General features: G+C 66.5%; 19 protein-coding genes, 1 tRNA gene and 1 pseudogene. 10 read left to right on the forward strand and 11 right to left on the reverse strand.

Features of this window, described 5'->3' with window-relative positions; all coding sequences use genetic code 11:
* Nucleotides 1–66: 66 nt before the first annotated feature.
* Both ACYVH8_RS01770 and ACYVH8_RS01775 read left to right on the forward strand, forming a co-directional pair.
* On the forward strand, nucleotides 67–600 hold the full coding sequence (locus ACYVH8_RS01770) for a DUF2937 family protein (RefSeq protein ID WP_460487161.1): 534 nt from the start codon (nucleotides 67–69) through the stop codon (nucleotides 598–600).
* A 65-nt stretch (nucleotides 601–665) separates the two neighbouring features.
* The gene (locus ACYVH8_RS01775; protein WP_460487162.1) at nucleotides 666–1,631 is read left to right on the forward strand and encodes a hypothetical protein; all 966 of its coding nucleotides are present in this window, start codon (nucleotides 666–668) and stop codon (nucleotides 1,629–1,631) included.
* On the opposite strand, the gene ACYVH8_RS01780 is transcribed toward ACYVH8_RS01775, so the two are convergent.
* The 3 genes from ACYVH8_RS01780 to ACYVH8_RS01790 are packed head-to-tail and all read right to left on the reverse strand — an operon-like array spanning nucleotide 1,625 to nucleotide 8,586.
* Nucleotides 1,625–2,536: a transglutaminase family protein gene (locus tag ACYVH8_RS01780; RefSeq protein WP_460487163.1), complete on the reverse strand. Its 912-nt coding sequence runs from the start codon at nucleotides 2,534–2,536 to the stop codon at nucleotides 1,625–1,627. The two genes, ACYVH8_RS01775 and ACYVH8_RS01780, sit on opposite strands and share 7 nt — an antisense overlap.
* 4 nt (nucleotides 2,537–2,540) lie before the next feature.
* Nucleotides 2,541–5,105 (reverse strand): circularly permuted type 2 ATP-grasp protein, encoded by a 2,565-nt coding sequence (locus ACYVH8_RS01785; RefSeq protein WP_460487164.1) that lies wholly within the window; start codon nucleotides 5,103–5,105, stop codon nucleotides 2,541–2,543.
* 46 nt (nucleotides 5,106–5,151) lie between these two features.
* Entirely contained in the window at nucleotides 5,152–8,586 is a 3,435-nt protein-coding gene (locus ACYVH8_RS01790; RefSeq protein WP_460487165.1) for a transglutaminase family protein, read from the reverse strand.
* A 136-nt stretch (nucleotides 8,587–8,722) separates the two neighbouring features.
* On the opposite strand from ACYVH8_RS01790, the gene ACYVH8_RS01795 reads away from it, so the two are divergent.
* The 3 genes from ACYVH8_RS01795 (at nucleotide 8,723) to ACYVH8_RS01805 (ending at nucleotide 12,008) form a co-directional block, all read left to right on the forward strand.
* On the forward strand, nucleotides 8,723–10,234 hold the full coding sequence (locus ACYVH8_RS01795) for a circularly permuted type 2 ATP-grasp protein (protein ID WP_460487166.1): 1,512 nt from the start codon (nucleotides 8,723–8,725) through the stop codon (nucleotides 10,232–10,234).
* A gap of 13 nt (nucleotides 10,235–10,247) precedes the next feature.
* Nucleotides 10,248–11,207 carry an alpha-E domain-containing protein gene (locus ACYVH8_RS01800; protein WP_460487167.1) on the forward strand — a complete coding sequence of 320 codons (960 nt, stop codon included), beginning with the start codon at nucleotides 10,248–10,250 and terminating at the stop codon, nucleotides 11,205–11,207.
* A gap of 69 nt (nucleotides 11,208–11,276) precedes the next feature.
* Entirely contained in the window at nucleotides 11,277–12,008 is a 732-nt protein-coding gene (locus ACYVH8_RS01805) for a peptidase (protein WP_460487168.1), read from the forward strand.
* Between the two features lie 383 nt (nucleotides 12,009–12,391).
* Here ACYVH8_RS01805 and gcvH read toward each other — a convergent pair whose 3' ends face one another.
* From gcvH to ACYVH8_RS01825, 4 genes and pseudogenes are all read right to left on the reverse strand, one after another.
* The gene (gene gcvH / locus ACYVH8_RS01810; protein ID WP_460487169.1) at nucleotides 12,392–12,754 is read right to left on the reverse strand and encodes a glycine cleavage system protein GcvH; all 363 of its coding nucleotides are present in this window, start codon (nucleotides 12,752–12,754) and stop codon (nucleotides 12,392–12,394) included.
* 122 nt (nucleotides 12,755–12,876) lie between these two features.
* Nucleotides 12,877–13,218, reverse strand: a pseudogene (locus ACYVH8_RS01815) (RNA recognition motif domain-containing protein); the annotation flags it as partial.
* Nucleotides 13,219–13,296: 78 nt separating this feature from the next.
* Nucleotides 13,297–13,563: a translation initiation factor IF-1 gene (infA, locus tag ACYVH8_RS01820; RefSeq protein ID WP_057676588.1), complete on the reverse strand. Its 267-nt coding sequence runs from the start codon at nucleotides 13,561–13,563 to the stop codon at nucleotides 13,297–13,299.
* Between the two features lie 37 nt (nucleotides 13,564–13,600).
* Nucleotides 13,601–13,840, reverse strand: a complete 240-nt coding sequence (locus tag ACYVH8_RS01825) for a hypothetical protein (protein WP_460487170.1) — start codon at nucleotides 13,838–13,840, stop codon at nucleotides 13,601–13,603.
* Between the two features lie 407 nt (nucleotides 13,841–14,247).
* Here ACYVH8_RS01825 and ACYVH8_RS01830 point away from each other — a divergent pair, with 407 nt between their 5' ends.
* On the forward strand, nucleotides 14,248–15,459 hold the full coding sequence (locus tag ACYVH8_RS01830; protein ID WP_460487171.1) for a GGDEF domain-containing protein: 1,212 nt from the start codon (nucleotides 14,248–14,250) through the stop codon (nucleotides 15,457–15,459).
* 7 nt (nucleotides 15,460–15,466) lie between these two features.
* Here ACYVH8_RS01830 and hppD read toward each other — a convergent pair whose 3' ends face one another.
* Nucleotides 15,467–16,624, reverse strand: a complete 1,158-nt coding sequence (gene hppD / locus ACYVH8_RS01835; protein WP_460487172.1) for a 4-hydroxyphenylpyruvate dioxygenase — start codon at nucleotides 16,622–16,624, stop codon at nucleotides 15,467–15,469.
* Here hppD and ACYVH8_RS01840 point away from each other — a divergent pair.
* The 3 genes from ACYVH8_RS01840 to ACYVH8_RS01850 all read left to right on the forward strand — a co-directional run bounded on the left by ACYVH8_RS01840 (nucleotide 16,623) and on the right by ACYVH8_RS01850 (nucleotide 17,409).
* Nucleotides 16,623–16,907, forward strand: a complete 285-nt coding sequence (locus tag ACYVH8_RS01840) for a hypothetical protein (protein ID WP_460487173.1) — start codon at nucleotides 16,623–16,625, stop codon at nucleotides 16,905–16,907. The genes hppD and ACYVH8_RS01840 overlap by 2 nt on opposite strands.
* 10 nt (nucleotides 16,908–16,917) lie before the next feature.
* Nucleotides 16,918–17,355, forward strand: coding sequence for a hypothetical protein (locus ACYVH8_RS01845; protein ID WP_460487174.1), 438 nt, complete (start codon nucleotides 16,918–16,920; stop codon nucleotides 17,353–17,355).
* Nucleotides 17,333–17,409 (forward strand) — tRNA-Arg (locus tag ACYVH8_RS01850). The genes ACYVH8_RS01845 and ACYVH8_RS01850 overlap by 23 nt, the downstream gene beginning before the upstream one ends.
* A 42-nt stretch (nucleotides 17,410–17,451) precedes the next feature.
* Here the strand turns inward: ACYVH8_RS01850 and ACYVH8_RS01855 are convergent.
* From ACYVH8_RS01855 to ACYVH8_RS01865, 3 genes are all read right to left on the reverse strand, one after another.
* Nucleotides 17,452–17,691, reverse strand: coding sequence for a hypothetical protein (locus ACYVH8_RS01855; RefSeq protein ID WP_460487175.1), 240 nt, complete (start codon nucleotides 17,689–17,691; stop codon nucleotides 17,452–17,454).
* 69 nt (nucleotides 17,692–17,760) lie between these two features.
* Complete coding sequence (locus ACYVH8_RS01860; protein ID WP_460487176.1) at nucleotides 17,761–17,964, reverse strand: hypothetical protein; 204 nt, start codon at nucleotides 17,962–17,964, stop codon at nucleotides 17,761–17,763.
* Between the two features lie 126 nt (nucleotides 17,965–18,090).
* On the reverse strand, nucleotides 18,091–18,636 hold the full coding sequence (locus ACYVH8_RS01865; protein ID WP_460487177.1) for an NUDIX hydrolase: 546 nt from the start codon (nucleotides 18,634–18,636) through the stop codon (nucleotides 18,091–18,093).
* A 64-nt stretch (nucleotides 18,637–18,700) separates the two neighbouring features.
* Between ACYVH8_RS01865 and ACYVH8_RS01870 the strand changes: the two genes are divergently transcribed.
* On the forward strand, nucleotides 18,701–19,123 hold the full coding sequence (locus ACYVH8_RS01870) for a DUF2784 domain-containing protein (RefSeq protein ID WP_460487178.1): 423 nt from the start codon (nucleotides 18,701–18,703) through the stop codon (nucleotides 19,121–19,123).
* The last annotated feature ends 38 nt before the right edge of the window (nucleotides 19,124–19,161 follow it).

A 19,161-nucleotide genomic window follows, 5' to 3' on the forward strand; every position in this document is an offset into this window, starting at 1 on the left:
GTTTCCGCCGCCCGCCAGCCGGGCCGCTTTGGTTTAATGTCATGGTTACGCCTTCGGAGGAAAGCCATGTCGGTCCTGCTGCGCTATGTGATGATCGTCGTCGCCTGCATCTGCCTGCTGGCGGGCATGCAGCTGCCCCACCTGACGGACCAGTACGCCAAACGTGTCGACGCCACGCTGCGCGAAGTCACCCTCAACTTCCAGCCCTTCCTGATCATTGCCAACCAGCACACGGGCGGCGATGTGGAGGCGCTGATCACCATGCACCGCCAGAGCAACGTCGCCGCCTTCAAGGCCGAGGGTGACGCCATCGAGCGCATGTACCAGCGCAAGCTGCGCTTCGAGGGTGAGGCCAAGGCGCTGCAGACGCACCTGCCGGGCCGCCTCTGGCATCTGCTCTTCAGGGCCGATCACGATCTGCGCGAGCAGACCCTGCTCCAGTACAACGCCACCGTGCCGCTGACGCAGGAGGCCCTGATCGCCGGCGGCGTGGTGGCCCTGCTCATGCTGCTGCTGCTCGAAGCCGCCATGGCCCTGGGTCGCCGTTTGCAGGCCGTGGCCACGCGCTACATCAACCATCGCTGGCGCAGCGCAGACTAGCGTCACGCGCCTGTCACGCGCCGGCGTTAGGGTCGAGCCATCGTTTCGGCTCTCGGGTGCCCGCCTTGCTCTTGCGTCAAATCTCCTGCCTGCTGGCCCTGTGCTGGTGCTGCGCCGCGGCCGCTCAGCCCGTGTCTTTCGGCCTGTTCGGTGATACACCCTACAACCGCGTGGAGCGGGAGCAACTGCCCGCCATGCTGGCGGCCATGGGCCGCGACAATCTGGCCTTTGCCGTGCATGCCGGCGATATCAAGAGCGGCAGCAGCTTGTGCAGCGACGAGGTCTTCCTCGACATGCTGGGCGTGTTCCACGCCGCACCCCTGCCGCTGGTCTATGTGCTGGGTGACAACGAGTGGACCGACTGCCACCGCGCCAATAACGGTCCCTATGACCCGCTGGAGCGTCTGGCCCGCTTGCGCGAGCTCTTCTTTGCCGGTGACGACACGCTGGGCGCGCGGCCACTGCGTCTGGAGCGCCAGAGCGGTGATCCGGCCTACGCGATCTACCGTGAGAACGTCCGCTGGGAGCAGGGCCCGGCGCTTTTCGTTGGCTTGAACCTACCGGGCAGCGAAAATAATTACCACGGCACACGCGCAGGCAGCGGTCCGGTGCCCGAGTTCATCGAGCGCAGCAAGGCCAACCAGGTCTGGCTGGCGCAGTCCTTTGCCCTGGCGCGCAGCCGCCAACTGACCGGCGTGCTGATCGTGGTGCAGGGCAACCCCGACTTCGAAGCCGCCCGCGCTGGCCAGCCGAAACCCGGCTACCGCGACTTCATCGCGCAGCTGCGTCGGGAGACCGAGGCTTTTGCCGGCCAGGTGGTGCTGGTGCACGGGGACACGCACAAGCACCAGATCAACCAGCCGCTGTTTGACGAGGCCGGCCAGAAGGTGCTGGGCAACTTCACGCGCGTAGAGGTCTACGGCTCGCCCTTCACGGGCTGGGTCCGCGGCACGGTGGATGCGCGTGATCCGCGGGTGTTCAGCTTCGAGCCCAGGCCCTGGCGTGCGGAGCCGCCTGCCTCCGGCTACTGAGTCGCTTCGACCGGCTCGACGGTGACGGCCACGGCCAGGGTGTGCTGCCCGCCGCCGTGGATGACCCCACGGATCGGCGAGATGTCGGCGTAGTCGCGCCCTGTGGCCACGGTCACATAGTCCTCACCCGGTGTGCCCCAGCCGTGGCGGTCATTGGTCGGGTCCAGGTCGTACCAGCCCTGTCCCTCCTGGGCGCCTGGCAGGTCCGGCAGGAAGAGGGACACCCAGGCGTGCGAGGCGTCGCTGCCCACCAGCCGGGCCTGGCCGGGGGCGGGTTGGGTCAGCAGATAACCGCTCACATAACGCGCGGCCAGGCCCAGGCTGCGCAGGCAGCCCAGCATGATGTGGGCGAAGTCCTGGCACACGCCCTTGCGCAGGGCCAGGGCTTCGAGCGGTGGTGTGTTGACCTCGGTGCTGGCGGTTTCGTAGATGAAGTCCGTGTGGATACGCTTCATCAGGTCGCGTGCGCCGGTCAGGGCCGACACACCGGGGCCGAAGCTCGGGCGGGCATAGGCCGCGAATTCCTCGTGGCGCGGTGCGCGCGCCGAGGCAAAGCTGAACTCGGCGGCCGCGCTCCAGGCGGCGCCCGAGTGGTAGCGGAAATGTTCGCGCAGCGCCTCCCAGCTGATGCTGCTGCGGGCTATTTCTGGAGCGCGCGTCTGCACTTCGCTGTGCGCGACCACCCGCAACCGGGTGTGCGGCGTCTGCAGGGAAAAGAAGACCCGGTGGTTGCCGTAGATGTCGAGGCTGTCGGTGATCTGCGCCGGTGTGGGCGACACCTGGAGCCGGTGGCCCAGCGCCGTCTGGCACGGTGTGTCCAGGGGCTGCAAATAGGCCACGTGCTGCGCGGTTTCGACCGCCGGCGTGTAGTCGTACAGGGTCTCGTGCGTGATGCGCAGGTGCATCAGCTCAGGCCCCCAGGCTTTGCCCGGATTCACCCGTGTGCGTGAAGTAACGCAGGCTGATCTCGTCGGAGATGCGCCAGGCGGCTTCGTTGCAGTGGCTCAGCAGCTCGGCCAGCCGGGGCAGCGTGCCGTCTTCGGCGGTCTGGCACAGCGCTTCAAGGGCCCAGCGCTCGGGATCGGGCGCCATCAGGGCCAGGGCATCCAGCTCGCCTTGCGGACTGCCGGCCAGCTTGGCCAGGCGGCCGCGCAGGGTCTGGGCCACCCAGCTCAGCGAACGCGGGTTGTCGCGGTCCAGCACCAGCAGGTCCAGCAGGGCGGGCACTTCGCGGCTTTGCTGGTACTGCGCGTGGAAGGTGATGGTGCTGTCGAACAGCGCGATCAGCGCCTCGAAGCCGCCGTCGTCATGCACGGCGCCGCTCTCGAAGCTGCCGGCCAGGGCCGGGGCCAGGAAACACAGGCGCTCGATCTGGCGGCCGATGGACAGCAGGCGCCAGCCATCGTCGCGTGTCATGCGGTCGGTCTGGGCGCCTGTGATGGCGGCCAGGTGCCCGCTGGCCGTCTCCAGCGCGCGCAGGGCCGCCACGGCGGAATAGTCGCCCTGGGCCGCCTGCTCGGCGCAGCACAAGGTCATCTCGGCTTCGGCGCGGGTGATGACGTTCCATTGTTCCTGCGAGAGCCGCTCGCGCACCGCGGCGGCGGCCAGCTTGAGCGCGCGCAGGGTGTAGCCCACGCTGGTGGCCATGTCATGGCTGCCCAGGCTGGCGATCAGCGAGCGCTCGAACACGCGGCGCGCCTGTAGCGCCGTGGGCACGTCGGGCAGCACCAGGGTGTTCTTCACGGCCATGTCGCTGAGCCAGCTCAGCAGCGCGGGTGAGCAGGGGTCCTGCCCGTTCAGGCTGTCCAGCGTCAGGCGGGCCAGGCGGATGTTGTTCTCCGTGCGTTCGGTGTAACGGCCCAGCCAGTAGAGGTTCTCGGCCGCGCGGCTGGTGACCAGGCGCTTGCGCTGCGTGAGCAGCGGCGCGGCGTGGTGGGTGGCCAGCAGGGTGGTGCGGTCCACCTCGCCGTGGGTCATGACCCAGGTGTCTGCGCTGCTGCCGCCGCGCTGCATGGAGGCCATGCCCGCGCTGGCGTTGACCAGGCGTGTCAGGCCGCCGGGCAGCACGCGCCAGGACTGCGGGCCGTCGGCCACTGCAAACACGCGCAGCATGGCCGAGCGCGGCACGATCTTGTCGCCCTGCCAGGTCGGCATCTGCGAAGGGGGCAGGTAACTCTGCACCGTGTGCCGGTCGCCTTCGCGCAGCAGACGGCCAGCCCATTCGTCCAGGCCGCTGCGGCTCAGGTTGCGGCCCAGCACGGCCTCGAAGCTGTTGGCCATGCCGGAATAGGTGGACTTGATCACGGATTCGCCCAGGCGCGGCAGCGCGTCTTCCAGGCCCGCGCGCTCGCCGCACCACCAGGTGGGCAGGGCCGGCAAAGAGAGCTCTTCGCCCAGCAGATGCCTGGCCAGCGCCGGCAGGAAACCCAGCAGCGCGCTGGATTCCAGAAAGGCCGAGCCCGGGGCGTTGGCCACCAGCACATGGCCGGCGCGGATGGCCTGCAACAGGCCGGGCACGCCCAGGGTGGAGTCGGGGCGCAGCTCCAGCGGATCGAGGAACTCGTCGTCCAGGCGCTTGAGCAGGCCATGCACCGGCTCCAGGCCGCGCAGGGTCTTGAGGTAGAGCTTCTGGTCGCGCACGGTCAGGTCGTTGCCCTCGACCAGGGTGAGGCCCAGGTAACGCGCGAGGTAGGCGTGCTCGAAATAGGTTTCGTTGTAGGGGCCGGGCGTGAGCAGGGCGATGTGCGAATCGGCGCCGGCCGGGCTCATCTGCTTGAGCGACTCGATCAGCGCGCGGTAGGTGGCGGCCAGGCGCTGGATGTGCATGCCCTCGAAGGCCGGCGCGAACTGGCGCGAGATCGAGATCCGGTTCTCCAGCAGATAACCCAGGCCCGAAGGCGCCTGCGTGCGCTGCGAGATCACCCACCAGTTGCCGTCGGGTCCGCGCGCCAGGTCGAAGGCGGCGATGTGCAGGTGCGTGCCGCCCACGGGGGCCACACCGTGCATGGAGCGCAGGTAACCGGGATGGCCCTGCACCAGGGCCGGCGGCAGCAGGCCGGCCTTGAGCAGTTCCTGCGGGCCGTAGACATCGGCCATCACGCGTTCGAGCACACGCACGCGCTGCAGCACGCCGGTTTCGATCTGCTGCCAGCTCTCGGGCGTGATGATCAGCGGGAAGAGGTCGAGCGACCAGGGGCGCTGCGGGCCGCTGGCGTCGCTGTAGACGTTGTAGCTGACGCCGTTGTCGCGGATCTGCCGCGCCAGGCTGCTGGCGCGGTGGTTCAGGTCGGCGTAACCTTCGGTGCCCAGGTGTTCGAAGAAGGTGCCCCAGGTCGGGGCCGCCTGCTTGCCGGACAGGCCACCGCGCAGTTCATCGTAATGACCGTCGGCAGAGGGGGAGGCCAGCGCTACCGCCCGCTGTGCAGGCGAGGGCAGGGGTTCGGCGTCGAAGAGATCGGGGTCGGCGTGGTCCACTGTGACGGTATTGTTACATCACTGTCGACGTGCGCCGCCCTTTCCCTCACCTTAAGTCCAGTGTGAAGGGGAATTCGCGGCTTCCAGGCAACGCACTGGTGGCCGCTGGCACCTTGATGGGGCCCTGGGTATGGCCCATGCGGAAGAAACGCGCCAGGCGCCGGCTCTCGGCCTCGTAGGAGTTGACCGGGAAGGTGTCGTAGTTGCGCCCGCCCGGGTGGGTCACGTGGTACTGGCAGCCGCCCATCGAGCGTTTCATCCAGGTGTCCACGATGTCGAAGGTCAGCGGCGCGTGCACGCCGATGGACGGGTGCAAGGAAGACGGCGGGTTCCAGGCCTTGTAGCGCACGCCGGCCACGAACTCGCCCACGGTGCCGGTGGACTGCAGGGGCAGGGCCTGGCCGTTGACGGTGACGGCGTAACGGCTCGGGTTCAGGCCGCTCACGCGCACCTCGATGCGCTCCAGCGAGGAATCGACGTAACGCGCGGTGCCGCCCGAAGTGCCTTCCTCGCCCATCACGTGCCAGGGCTCCAGCGCATTGCGCAGCGTCAACTCCACGCCCATGCTCTGCACCTCGCCCACCAGGGGGAAGCGGAACTCGAAGTGCGGTGCGAACCAGGCGTCGTCGAAGGCGAAGCCGGCCTGCCGCATCTCGGTCATGACGTCGGCGAAGTCCATGTGCACGAAGGCGGGCAGCAGGAAGCGGTCATGCAGTTCGGTGCCCCAGCGCGTGGCGGGGGCCAGGTAGGGCGTGTCCCAGAAGCGGGCCACCAGGGCGCGCAGGAGCAGCTGTTGCACCACGCTCATGCGCGCGTGCGGCGGCATCTCGAAGGCGCGCAGCTCCAGCAGGCCCAGGCGCCCGGTGGCACTGTCGGGCGAGTACATCTTGTCGATGCAGAACTCGCTGCGGTGCGTGTTGCCGGTGATGTCGACCAGGATGTTGCGCAAGGTGCGATCGACGAGCCAGGGTGGCATGTCCGCGCCGTACTTTTCGCGATGGGCCTGGATCTCGCGCAGTGCGATCTCCAGCTCGTAGAGTTGATCGTTGCGCGCCTCGTCCACCCGCGGGGCCTGGCTGGTCGGACCGATGAACATGCCGCTGAAGAGATAACTCAGCGAGGGGTGGTTGTGCCAGTAGAGCAGCAGGCTGGCCAGCAGCTCGGGCCGGCGCAGGAAGGGGCTGTCGGTGGGCGTGGCGCCGCCCAGCACCATGTGGTTGCCGCCACCCGTGCCGGTGTGGCGGCCGTCGGTCATGAACTTCTCGGCCGAGAGCCGGCACTCGAAGGCCGCCTTGTAAAGGAACTCGGTGTGGTCCACCAGCTCCCCCCAGTTGTGCGCGGGGTGGATGTTGACTTCGATCACACCCGGGTCCGGGGTCACCTGCAGCAGCTTGAGGCGCGGATCACGCGGCGGCGGGTAGCCCTCGAGCACGATCTTCACGCCCAGTTCCGCGGCGGTGGCTTCCACGGCGGCGAGCAGGTCCAGGTAGTCTTCCAGCCGCGCCAGTGGCGGCATGAAGACGTAAAGCAGGCTGGACTTGCCGCCGTGCGCGTGCTCGGCCTTGGGGCCGTTGGCGCGCATGGGGTCGCGCGCTTCGACACACAGGGCGGTGCGCGTGATCCAGTGCGCGGACTCGAAGCGTTTCGGTTCCTGGGCTTGCGCGGCAGCGCTGGCAGGGCCGGTGCCCGCCGCCTGTCCCGGGCCTACGGCGCCCGCTGTATTGCCTGGGGCGGCTGCGCCGCTGCGCTGGTGCGGCGCGTACTGCGCGCGCAGCTGTGCCGCCTGCGGCAGCGACGTGCGCGGCGCGTAGGGGTCCTGCTCGATCAGGTAGGGGTAGTCGCCCTGCTTGACCCAGGGCAGGGATTCGAGCGGCAGGCGGTAACCCATGGGCGAGTCCCCGGGCAGCAGGTACATGCGGTCGTCGCGGAAGAACCAGGGGCCGGTGGTCCAGCTCGGGCCCGCCAGCGCGGGTTCTTTCGCCTGCAGGGGCAGCACATAACCCACCACGGCGTCGAGCTTCTGCCCGAAGACACGGCGCAGGCGGATGCGTTCCATCTCGTCGTCGAGTTTGGAGTCGAAGGGGTCCACGTTGACGGGGAGCTTGCGCTCGCGCCAGAGGTAATAGAAAACGTCCTCGTAACCGGGCTGGATGTACTGGTCCGTCATGCCCAGCTTGCGCGCCAGGGTGTGGGTGAAATGGCGGGCGTCCTCGCTGGTGTAAGCGGCCGGTGCGCGTTCGTCGGCAAAGAGTTCAGGCTTGTGCCAGATGGCCTGGCCGTCCTTGCGCCAGTAGATCGACAGGGCCCAGCGCGGCAACTGCTCGCCGGGGTACCACTTGCCCTGGCCGAAATGCAGGAAACCGCCTTGCCCGTATTCAGTGCGCAGCTTGTGCACCAATTCGGTGGCATAGGCGCGTTTGGTCGGGCCCAGCGCATCTGTGTTCCATTCTGGTGCGTCGCGGTCGCTGGCGGCCACATAGGTGGGCTCGCCGCCCATGGTCAGGCGCACGTCGCCGGTCTGCAGGCGTTGTTCCACGGCCTCGCCCAGTTGCATCACGGCGGCCCACTGATCGTCGGTATAGGGCTGGGTCACCCGTGGCGATTCGTAGATGCGCGTGACCTGCATGTGGTGGGCGAACGCCACCTCGCTCTCGTCCACCGCGCCTTCCACGGGGGCGGCGCCCGAAGGCTGGGGCGTGCAGGCCAGGGGGATGTGGCCTTCGCCGGCCATCAGGCCCGAGGTCGGGTCCAGGCCGATCCAGCCGGCGCCGGGCAGGTAGACCTCGCACCAGGCGTGCAGGTCGGTGAAGTCCACCTCGGCGCCGCTGGGGCCGTCCAGCGATTTCACGTCGGGCTTGAGCTGGATCAGGTAACCCGAGACAAAACGCGCCGCCAGCCCGCAATGGCGCAGCAGCTGCACCATGAGCCAGCCCGAGTCGCGGCAGGAGCCGCTGCCCAGCCCCAGGGTCTGTTCGGGCGTCTGCACGCCGGGCTCCATGCGGATCAGGTACTTGATGTCGCCTTGCAGCTGCTGGTTGAGCTTGACCAGGAAATCGATCGTTCGCATCTTCGTGCGGTCGATTCTGGCCATATAGACCTTCAGGTGCGGCGTGAGCGGGCCGGCCGCGAGGTAGGGCGCCAGTTCCTCGCGGGTGGCAGCGCTGTAGCTGAAGGGGAAGTGCTCGGCCTCGGGCTCCAGGAAGAAGTCGAAGGGGTTGTAGACCGCCATCTCCACCACCAGGTCCACCGTGACCTTGAATTCGCGGGTGGGGTCCGGAAACACCAGCCGGGCCTGGTAGTTGGCAAAGGGGTCCTGTTGCCAGTTGATGAAATGGGTGGCAGGCTCGATCTTGAGCGAGTAGGAGATGATCTTGCTGCGGCAATGCGGCGCCGGGCGCAGCCTGATAACCTGAGGTCCGAGGTTCACCAGACGGTCGTACTTGTAATGGGTGACGTGGTTCAGGGCGGCGTGGATGGACATGGCTCGGGCTCGATCAGGTAGAGGGCGTGGTGGCAGTGTAGGCCCCATGTCCAGCCCGCAAGAACCGAGCCAGGACCGGGAGGAGGTCGACCCTGGGCCCGGAAATTGCTGTAGTCCTTGGAGGAGAGATGGCGCCATGCTGAAATTCGACGAGATGTACCCCATGCCGCCCTTTGCCGGGCAAAGCCAGAGCCAAAGTCAGGGCGCTGGACAGAGCCAGTCGCAATCGCAGGGCCTGGTGTCCGGAGCCGATGCGCGGGAGCATTACCGCAGTTATGCCCAGTGGCTGTCGCGTCAGAGCGCCGACGTGATGAAAGCCCGCCGCGAGGAGGCCGAGATGATCTTCCGTCGCGTGGGCATCACCTTCGCGGTCTATGGCGCCAAGGACGAGGACGGCGCGGGCACCGAGCGCCTGATCCCCTTCGACCTGATTCCCCGCATCATCCCCGCGCATGAGTGGACCAGCATGGAAAAAGGCCTGGTGCAGCGTGTCAACGCGCTCAACCGCTTCCTGCACGATGTCTACCACGATCAGGACATCATCAAGGCCGGCCTGATCCCGGCCGAGCAGATCCTGAACAACGCGCAGTTCCGTCCCGAAATGATGGGGGTGAACCTGCCCAACCAGGTCTATTCCAACATCAGCGGCATCGACATCGTGCGCGCGCCCAATGCGAAGGGTGAGGGCGAATACTACGTGCTCGAAGACAACCTGCGCGTGCCCAGCGGCGTGAGCTACATGCTCGAGGACCGCAAGATGATGATGCGGCTCTTCCCCGATCTCTTCAGCGCCCACCGCGTGGCGCCCGTGGCGCACTACCCCGACCTGCTGCTGGAAACCCTGCGCGCCTCCGGCCCCGAGACCTCGGCCGAACCCACCGTGGTGGTGCTCACGCCCGGCATGTACAACAGCGCCTATTTCGAGCACGCCTTCCTGGCCCAGCAGATGGGTGTGGAGCTGGTCGAGGGCCAGGACCTCTTCGTCAAGGACAATTTCGTCTACATGCGCACCACCCGCGGCCCGCGCCGGGTGGACGTGATCTACCGCCGGGTCGACGACGACTTCCTCGACCCCCGGGTCTTCCGCCCCGGCTCCACCCTGGGCTGCCCGGGCCTGATGGACGCCTACCGCGCCGGCCACGTGGCCATCTGCAATGCCGTGGGCACGGGTGTGGCGGACGACAAGTCCATCTACCCCTATGTGCCCAAGATGATCGAGTTCTACCTCGGCGAGAAACCCATCCTCAACAATGTGCCCACGCACATGTGCCGCAATGCCGAGGACCTGAAGTACGTGATGGCCAACCTCAAGGACCTGGTGGTCAAGGAGGTGCACGGCGCCGGGGGCTACGGCATGCTGGTGGGGCCCGCCGCGACCCAGGCCGAGATCGAGGATTTCGGCAAGGCCGTGCTGGCCAACCCGAGCAACTACATCGCCCAGCCCACGCTGAGCCTGTCCACCTGCCCCACCTTTGTGGAGCAGGGCATCGCGCCGCGCCACATCGACCTGCGGCCCTTCGTGCTCACGGGCAAGGAGGTGCAGATGGTGCCGGGCGGCCTCACGCGCGTGGCGCTCAAGGACGGTTCGCTGGTGGTCAACTCCTCCCAGGGCGGTGGCACCAAGGACACCTGGATCCTCGAAATCTGAACTGGAGATCATCATGCTGAGCCGTACCGCTGATCACCTCTACTGGATGAACCGCTACACCGAGCGTGCCGAGAACACCGCGCGCATGCTCAATGTGAACTACGAAACCTCCTTGCTGCCGCAGTCGGCGGCCGTGGCCCAGGTGGGCTGGCAGGGACTGCTGTCCATCAGCGAGCTGCTGCCGTCCTATACGGCGCTGTATGGCGAGGTCACGGCCCAGGGGGTCATGGAGTTCATGGTCAGCGACGAGGACAATCCCTCGTCCATCATCTCCTGCCTGCGTGCCGCGCGCGAGAACGCGCGGGCCGTGCGCGGCACCCTGACCACCGAGGTCTGGGAGACCCAGAACCAGACCTGGCTTTCGGTCATCCGCATGCTCAAGAGCGGCGAGTTCGAGCGCGACCCGGGCCAGTTCTTCGAGTGGGTCAAGTTCCGTTCGCACCTCTCGCGCGGCGTGACCGTGGGCACCATGCTGATGGACGAGTCCCTGCACTTCATGCGCCTGGGCACCTTTCTCGAACGCGCCGACAACACCGCGCGGCTGGTGGACGTGAAGTTCCACGCGGTGCAGAGCGACTTTTTAGGCAACGGCACGCAGAAGGACCAGGAGTACGACTTCTACCACTGGAGCGCCATCCTGCGCAGCGTCAGCGGCTTCGAGATCTACCGCAAGGTCTACCGCGACGTGATCAAGCCCGAGCGCGTGGCCGAGCTGCTGATCCTGCGCCCCGACATGCCGCGCTCCCTGCACGCCAGCATGAACGAGGTGGTGAGCAATCTGCGCCTGGTCAGCAGCGAGGAGGACAGCGAAACCCTGCGCCATGCCGGCAAGCTGCGCGCCGAGTTGCAGTATGGCCGCATCGACGAAATCCTGGCCACCGGCCTGCATGCCTACCTGACCCAGTTCCTGGACCGGGTGAACAATATCGGCCTGCGCATCAGCCAGGATTTCCTCATGCCCGAAGTGGCCTGAGCCCCCGGGTGGGCCAGGCGCCGCTGTCGTTAAGATGGCGGCTTCCCCCAATGATCGAAGTGATTCCGCATGACCTACTGCGTCGCCGTCCGCAACGAAGCCGGGCTGGTCTTTCTTTCCGATTCACGCACCAACGCCGGTGTGGACCAGATCAACACCTTCCGCAAGATGCACATCTACGAAGTGCCGGGCGAGCGTGTGATGGTGCTGCTGACCGCCGGCAACCTGGCCATCAGCCAGTCCGTGGCCAGCGGCCTGCGCGTGCAGATGCAGGCCCAGGGCGAGAAGCACCTGGGCAATGCGCCCAATATGTTTTCTGCCGCCAAGATCGTGGGCGATGCCGTGCGCAAGGTGCATGCGCGGGACGCCGAGTCGCTCAAGGAGTTCGGTATCGAGTTCAACGTCAGCCTGATCTTCGGCGGCCAGATCCGGGGCGAGGAGCCGCGCCTCTTCAACGTCTATTCGGCCGGCAACTTCATCGAGGCCACGCCCGAGACGCCGTATTTCCAGATCGGCGAATCCAAGTACGGCAAGCCTATCCTGGACCGCGTGGTCGGCGGCCAGCTCACACTGGACGAAGTGGCCAAGTGCTGCCTGATCTCCATGGATTCGACCATGAAGTCCAATCTCTCGGTCGGCCTGCCGCTGGACCTGCTCTGTTACGAGAAGGACGCGCTGCGGGTGCAGCGCCACGCCCTGATCGACAGCAAGGAACCCTACTTCGCTTCCCTGCGCGAGCGCTGGGGCGAGCAGCTGCGCAAGGTCTTCAACGAGCTGCCCGCGCCGGGCTACTGGAAGTAGCCAGGACTGCGAACGCGAAGGGTCAGATCAGGGCTCCCCCGGAGCTGGCTTCGCCAGGCGGCTGCTCGGGGTGTTTCAACTCCCGATCAGACTGCCATCGCGCTTGCGGATCACCACCGTGGCCGAGCGCCTGGCTGGCCAGGTTCGTCGGTGCGGCCGCGCCACCCGGGTCGTCGCGCAGCAGCGTGCGCCGTGCCGGAAAGGTCGTGGATGCCGGGGTTGGAGGAGCGGTTGCCGTCCCTCATGGTGGAGTCGTCTCTGGCCATGATCTTGCGGTGACGGGGCGGTGGAAGAAAAGCCGGTCGATGGACCGAGACCGCTCCGGTTTTAAGGCAGCAAGGTGACCGGAAGAAAACACAGCCCGGCCACCCGCCGGGCCCGGATCAGGCGCTGAAGCTGGCGTAGGCCGCTTCGTCCATCAACGCGTCGAGCTCGGCGGGCTTGGACAGCTTGAGCTTGAAGAGCCAGCCGTCGCCCAGCGGTTCGCTGTTGGCCAGTGCGGGGTCGGCGCGCAGCGCCTCGTTGACCTCGGTCACCGTGCCGCTGACCGGGACGTAGACGTCGGCCGCGGCCTTGACGGACTCCACCACACCGGCCACGTCCTTGGCGGCCAGGGTCCTGCCCGGGGCCGGCAGTTCCACGAACACGATGTCGCCGAGCGTGTCCTGCGCGTGCACGGTGATGCCCACCACGCCCGTATCGCCTTCCACCCGCACCCACACGTGTTCGTCGCTGAACCTGATCATGACCATCCCTCCGTTATCGAGGGGCTGATCTTACCCGCCCGGCCCGCATCGCATACAGGCATAAAAAAACCGGCCCAGGGGCCGGTTTTTCAGAGGAAGCCGAGGCTTCAGTAACGGTTGCGGCCACCGCCGGCGCCGCCACCGTAACCGCCGCCACCGCCTTCACGACGGCCGCCGCCACCGCCGCCGAAGCCGCCGCCACCACCGGTGCGGGGTTCCATCGGACGGGCAACGTTTACGACCATGTCGCGGCCGTCCACGTTCTGGCCGTTCATGCCGCGGATCGCAGCTTCGGCTTCGGCCGGGCTGGACATTTCCACGAAGCCGAAGCCCTTGGAGCGGCCGCTGTCGCGGTCCATCATGACCTTGGCGGACTGGACAGAGCCGAATTCGCCGAATTTCTGTTGCAGATCGTCGTCCCGCACCGAGTAGGAGAGGTTACCGACATAAAGTTTGCTGCTCATGAGTGAGCCTTTCAAAAAAAGCGCCGTGGGTCGCAATGCAACTTGTGACGCAGGGGGAATGACCGTCCGGATGGACGGTCAACGGAACGTGCGCCGGGCGGGCGCGGGTGCGCCGCCGGTGCGGGGAGGGAGATGGCGGAAGGTGATGCGGCCCTTGCCCAGGTCGTAGGGCGAGAGCTCGAGCGACACCTTGTCGCCAGCCAGGATGCGGATGTGATGCTTGCGCATCTTGCCGCCGGTGTAGGCGATCAGGCTGTGGCCGTTGTCCAGCGTCACGCGAAAGCGCGAATCGGGCAGCACTTCCTCGACCTTGCCTTCCATTTCAATCAGTTCTTCCTTGGCCATGGGGGTGTTCCTCGTGGGTAAGTGACAGTGCAGGGGGTCAGGCAGCGCAGGCCTGGCGCTGTTGCAGCCAGCTGTGGCCTTCGGCCACGGCGTACTGAAGGGCGCTTTCGCGGGTGGCGAATTCGGGGACGAAACGGTACACACGGTCGGAGGTGCCGCGGCCGCTGCCGCTACGGATGGACACGGACGCCGTGTACTTGCCCGAGTCGGTCGTTCGGGTCAGGGGTGAGACAAGGTACTTGCCCACCGAGAATGCTTTTTCTAGGGTGGTATTCATCAAAACTAAAGGCGCGCGTATCGGTACGCGTCGCAGGAAACAGGGAAAACCGTCAGCCCTGGGGCTCGACGTTGCGGCACACGCCGCTTCGGGTGTCCGGTCCAGGGAAGGAAATACAGACCGGGGATAGGGCTCGCCGCTGAAGGGGGAGTTTGACGACCGGGGCCGGTGAGCGCGGCCAGAAGGTGAGGTGGACGGCTTGTAGGTGCCGCGAACCAAGTCAGACAACAGCTGATGCAAAGGTAAGCAAGTTGCATCGGCTGTCGGATTGTACCCGGTATTGGGAAATTGTTCCGATAAATCTTTGCGGAGCTGGCCTAGGGGCTGTACTGCGGCCCTTCGGCCCTGCAGAATAGTCTCTGCGCTTTTCGGGAGGCTCTCCCCCTGGACTCGCCAACAAGTCGAACATGAGGTACCTGGGCAGCACTTACATCGCGGTGGCCATCCTGGTCCTGACCTTTGTGCTGGGGGCCTATGTGGACGTGCGCAACGAAGACATGCACGTGCGCCATCTGGGCATCAACACCCGGCTGGAGCGCATCGTACGCCTGGAGCAGGAGCTCACCAGCCTGCTCAGCGGCGCCGTGCTGGAGCAGAAGATCATGCGCGTGAGCCGCTACGACAGCGTCAACGAAAACCTCATGGCCACCGTCAGCGCCGTGGCCGAGCTCAGCCGGGAGCTCCATCTCTCGGGCGACATCTCGGTGCTGCACGATCTGCAAAAGGGCCTGCGCACCATCGAGGCCCGCTGCCTGCGCCACATGCACGCCGGCAACTGGCCGCGCGCGCGCGCCGTGCTCTTCGAGGAAGACTACGTGCTGGCCAAGAAGATCTACGAGATCACCACCGAGTCCGTCATCACGGCACTCACCGAGGAACTGACCGACAAGGCACGGCGCCTGGCGCTGATGCGCAACGCCGCCTACGCCCTGCGCGTGGGCGCGTTGGGCCTGCTGATCTGGGTGGGCCTCATGTTTTCGCGCCGCCTGCGCAGCGAAGTGGTCGAACAGGCCCGCCTGCAGCAGACCATTGAAACCGCCAACGAGCAGCTCGAAGTCAGCGTGCGCCAGCGCACCGCCGAACTGGAGGCTGCCAACCACCAGCTCGCCGCGCTCAGCAGCACCGACGCGCTCACCAGCCTGGCCAACCGCCGGCGTTTCGACGAAGTCTGGGAGATCGAGTGGCAGCGCGCCGCACGTCTGTCCCTGCCGCTGGCCCTGGTGCTGATCGACGTCGACGAGTTCAAGGCCTACAACGACCACTACGGCCACCCGGCCGGCGATGATTGCCTGCGCCGCGTTGCCGCCACCCTGGCGGCCGAGGCGCGCCGCGCCGGCGAGCTGGTCGCGCGTTACGGCGGCGAGGAGTTCGTGCTCGTGCTGCCCGGCGCCACCGCCCGGGAGGCGCGCGCCTTCGCGGAAAGGATCCGCGCCGCCGTCGAGGCCGTGGCCATGCCCCACGCCCATTCGAAGGCCTGCGACGTGGTCACCATCAGCCTGGGCGTGGCTTCGGCCACGCCGCGCCATGGGGCCGACGCCGAAGCCCTGCTCAAGGAGGCCGATGTGGCCCTCTACCTGGCCAAGCACCAGGGACGCAATCGCGCCATGGCGGCGGCCTGAGCCGGGTTCAGTTCCCCACTTTCAGCGCACCGCGGCGGATCTGGTCGCGCTCCAGGCTCTCGAACAGGGCCTTGAAGTTGCCCTCGCCAAAGCCCTCGTCGGCCTTGCGCTGGATGAATTCGAAAAACACCGGGCCCAGCAGTGTCTGGCTGAAGATCTGCAGCAGCAGACGGGGCTTGCCGTCTGAGGCACGGGCTCCCCCCGAGGCGCCTCCGGCGCTTGCCCCCTGGGAGGGGGCACCGGCTTGGGACGGCCCGGCGCCGGTGCTGCCATCCAGCAGGATGCCGCGCGCCTGCAGCTCGGGCACGGGTTCGCCGTGGCCGGGCAGGCGCTCGGCCAGCATCTCGTAATAAATATCGTTAGGCGCAGTCATCAGCGGCACGCCAGCCATCTGCAACGCGTCGACGGTGGCGATCAGGTCGTCGCTGAGCAGGGCGATGTGCTGGATGCCTTCGCCGTTGAACTGCATCAGGAACTCCTCGATCTGCCCGCTGCCGCCCTTGCCCGACTCCTCGTTGAGCGGGATGCGGATCTGCCCGTCGGGCGCCGTCATGGCTCGGCTGCTCAGACCCGTGTGCTCGCCCTGGATGTCGAAGTAACGGATCTCGCGGAAGTTGAACAGCCGCTCGTAGAACTGGCTCCAGAAGCTCATGCGTCCGCGGTACACGTTGTGCGTGAGGTGGTCGATGATCTTCAGGCCGTGCCCACGCGGGTGCCGGTCCACGCCCTCGATGAACTCGAAGTCGATGTCGTAGATGCTCCTGCCGTCTTCATACCGGTCGATCAGGTACAGCGGCGCCCCGCCGATGCCCTTGATCGCCGGCAGGCGCAGCTCCATGGGGCCCGTGGGCACGTCCACGGGCTGCGCGCCCAGCTCCAGCGCGCGGGCATAGGCCTTGTGGGAGTCGCGCACGCGGAAGGCCATGGCGCACGCGCTGGGCCCGTGCTCGGCCGCGAAGTAACCCGCCAGGCTCTTGGGCTCGCGGTTCACGATGAAGTTGATGTGACCCTGGCGGTAGAGCAGCACGTCCTTGCTGCGGTGGCGCGCCACCAGCGAGAAGCCCATTTTCTCGAACAGGGGTTCCAGGGTGCGAGGGGCGGGCGAGGCGAATTCCACGAACTCGAAGCCGCACAGGCCCATGGGGTTGTCGAACAGCTCAGCCATGAGAAACCTCCAGAAGAAGAGTCGGGATGTGCCTGAGCCGGCGCGTCGCTTGCGTGCCGGCGGTGCGCAGGGCCGGCCAGGCGTGCTGCGCGCCAGATGCTGGCCGATGATCGGATACTGGATGGACAGGGGGTGCTGTGCTGCACCTGTCGATGTTTTCTTTATGCATGACAACTTGCCGTTCAGCCTGAACGGATGTGAGGCGCTCGCCATGACTCATGAAGGTTTCAACAGTGTAGTGTTTCATTCTGTCTGGAACTCAAGTGGCGATTGGCACGAATGACCTTTGCAGGATGTCGCGCGCGCTTCTGGTCCAGATCCTCGAACGGCTGCACGAACTGCGGCTCGCGCGAGAGCTTGAAGCCTCCAACGACGTGCGGCTTCAGGCCGTGCGCTTGCCAATGCCGCATGACGGTGCTGGCGCTGACGCTGACGCTCAGGGCCTAGCCCATCATGCGCGGGCTCATTCGAGCGTGATCGCGCTGGTGATGAGCGAGCGCCACTCCGACGAGCCCGATCTGCGCAAGATCGGCATGCGGCACAAGGAAGCCCCGATCATGACGGCGCGGCCGCTGGCCATTGCCAATTCGGCGCGCTTCAAGCTGAGCTGCGGCGTGACCGGCGTGGCCGAGGCCCTGCCCCCGTTTTGTCCCCGCGCGGTGTTTTGCGGGGCCGGGCGGTATGATCCGCCACCTGTTTCATTCTCGTCAGCCCGTAGCTCAGTTGGATAGAGCAACAGCCTTCTAAGCTGTGGGTCGGGGGTTCGATCCCCTCCGGGCTGACCAACTCCTCAGGCTTCTTTTTGGAGCGTGCCTTGCCCGTCGTTCTCAGCTGCGCTGCAGGACCATGCGGGTGGGGGCGACTTGCAGCCTGTCGGCGTCCACCGAGCTGCCCAGTTCCTGCAGGTAGACCAGCAACTGGCTGCGGGTGACGACGACGTGGCCCACGGTGTATTCGCGGCCCTGGTAGCCCACGCGCGAGCCGGCGCGGTAAAGGGGCAGGTGGACGATGGCGGGGCCGGTGGGGAGGTCCTGCGTGGCGTGCAGGAAGTCAGACTCGTTTTTCACTTGGGGCGCTTTTGCACGGACAAGGCGCGGGCCGCCGTGCAAGTGTCAGGGCGCCACCGCCTCAGGTGGTTACCAGGAGATGCGTGGGAAGCCCGCAAGATACCACAGCACGAAGATGGAGATCAGCACGGGCAGGCCGATGCCGATGAAAGTCAGCAAAGTCAGGAAAAAAGTCCAGAGCTGGGAGAGCCATTCCCTGAAGACTTCCCGTAGGTCGACATTCCAAAAATGCTCTTGCCGTTTCATGTCTCTGGTCTTTGGGTGGCGCAGCATGGGGCGTGAAGTAGTTCACGCTTTTCGCATGCCGCAAGTCAATGTACTCCCATTTCCGGGCTTCTGAAAGCCGGAAAAACGGGCAGATGTAAGGGTTTATGTCGCCGCCGGCCGGAGGGCAGGGGCTCAGACCAGATCCACGTCGTGCACCTGGTAGCGGCCGGCCTTGCGGTCGGCAAAGTAGCGCTCCAGCGTCTCCTTGACGGTGCGAAAGGCGATCTCGTCCCAGGGGATCTCGTGCTCGGCGTAGAGCTGGGTTTCCATGGTTTCCTGCCCCGGCAGGAACTGGTCGCTCAGCAGGCGGGCGCGGTAGAACAGGTGCACCTGGCCCACACGGGCCAGGCTGATGATGGTGAACAGGTCTTCCATCTCGATCTGGGCGCCGGCTTCTTCATGCGTCTCGCGGGCCGCGCCCTGGGCCGTGCTTTCGCCCAGTTCCAGGAAGCCCGCGGGCAGGGTCCATTTGCCCTTGCGCGGCTCGATATTGCGCTTGCACAGCAGCACCTTGTCGCCCCAATGGGGCACGGTGCCCACCACATTGAGCGGGTTTTCGTAGTGGATGGTGCTGCAGGCGGGGCAGACGGCGCGTTCACGCGTGTCGCCATCGTCGGGGATGCGGTAGACCACGGCCACGCCGCAGTTCTTGCAGTGTTTGATGGGGCTGTGCAGCATGCCAGGGAGTGTAGGGGAAACCGGCTGGCGGCCGCGCCGCATGCGGCCCTATCATGCGGCCATCATGGACACCCTGCAGCTCTGGCGTTTGCTGGCCGACGCGGTGCTCACCCTGCATGCCGCAGTGGTGGTTTTCGTGCTGGGCGGGGCCTTGGCGGTGCTGCTGGGCGGCGCGCTGGGCTGGCGCTGGGTGAGGGCACCGCTGTTCCGCTGGGCGCATCTGGGGGCCATCGCCTTCGTGGTGCTGCAGGCCTGGCTGGGCGCGACCTGTCCCCTGACCCAGCTGGAAAACCATTTGCGCCACCAGGCGCGGCTGGCTGGTTACGAGCGCAGCTTCATCGAAGACTGGGTGCAGCGCCTGCTGTACTACGACTTGCCGCCCTGGGTCTTCGTGCTGGCCTACACCCTGTTCGGCCTGCTGGTGCTGTGGCTCTGGCGACGCTGGCCGCCGCGTCCCTGGTGGCGGCCTACAAGACGGAAAGCTTGACTTGAATCATTTTGGGGGCAAGAGATGCGCCCAAAGCG

The sequence above is a fragment of the Curvibacter fontanus genome (genome assembly GCF_054780335.1).

What these genes read in the sequence shown, in the direction of transcription:
- hppD (WP_460487172.1), bottom strand. Translation starts at nt 16,624, where the DNA reads ATGGCTGAGCTGTTCGACAACCCCATGGGCCTGTGCGGCTTCGAGTTC.
- ACYVH8_RS01795 (WP_460487166.1), top strand. Translation starts at nt 8,723, where the DNA reads ATGCTGAAATTCGACGAGATGTACCCCATGCCGCCCTTTGCCGGGCAA.
- infA (WP_057676588.1), bottom strand. Translation starts at nt 13,563, where the DNA reads ATGGCCAAGGAAGAACTGATTGAAATGGAAGGCAAGGTCGAGGAAGTG.
- ACYVH8_RS01830 (WP_460487171.1), top strand. Translation starts at nt 14,248, where the DNA reads ATGAGGTACCTGGGCAGCACTTACATCGCGGTGGCCATCCTGGTCCTG.
- gcvH (WP_460487169.1), bottom strand. Translation starts at nt 12,754, where the DNA reads ATGATCAGGTTCAGCGACGAACACGTGTGGGTGCGGGTGGAAGGCGAT.
- ACYVH8_RS01780 (WP_460487163.1), bottom strand. Translation starts at nt 2,536, where the DNA reads ATGCACCTGCGCATCACGCACGAGACCCTGTACGACTACACGCCGGCG.
- ACYVH8_RS01860 (WP_460487176.1), bottom strand. Translation starts at nt 17,964, where the DNA reads ATGCTGCGCCACCCAAAGACCAGAGACATGAAACGGCAAGAGCATTTT.
- ACYVH8_RS01840 (WP_460487173.1), top strand. Translation starts at nt 16,623, where the DNA reads ATGAGAAACCTCCAGAAGAAGAGTCGGGATGTGCCTGAGCCGGCGCGT.
- ACYVH8_RS01800 (WP_460487167.1), top strand. Translation starts at nt 10,248, where the DNA reads ATGCTGAGCCGTACCGCTGATCACCTCTACTGGATGAACCGCTACACC.
- ACYVH8_RS01865 (WP_460487177.1), bottom strand. Translation starts at nt 18,636, where the DNA reads ATGCTGCACAGCCCCATCAAACACTGCAAGAACTGCGGCGTGGCCGTG.
- ACYVH8_RS01870 (WP_460487178.1), top strand. Translation starts at nt 18,701, where the DNA reads ATGGACACCCTGCAGCTCTGGCGTTTGCTGGCCGACGCGGTGCTCACC.
- ACYVH8_RS01825 (WP_460487170.1), bottom strand. Translation starts at nt 13,840, where the DNA reads ATGAATACCACCCTAGAAAAAGCATTCTCGGTGGGCAAGTACCTTGTC.
- ACYVH8_RS01770 (WP_460487161.1), top strand. Translation starts at nt 67, where the DNA reads ATGTCGGTCCTGCTGCGCTATGTGATGATCGTCGTCGCCTGCATCTGC.
- ACYVH8_RS01790 (WP_460487165.1), bottom strand. Translation starts at nt 8,586, where the DNA reads ATGTCCATCCACGCCGCCCTGAACCACGTCACCCATTACAAGTACGAC.
- ACYVH8_RS01805 (WP_460487168.1), top strand. Translation starts at nt 11,277, where the DNA reads ATGACCTACTGCGTCGCCGTCCGCAACGAAGCCGGGCTGGTCTTTCTT.
- ACYVH8_RS01845 (WP_460487174.1), top strand. Translation starts at nt 16,918, where the DNA reads ATGTCGCGCGCGCTTCTGGTCCAGATCCTCGAACGGCTGCACGAACTG.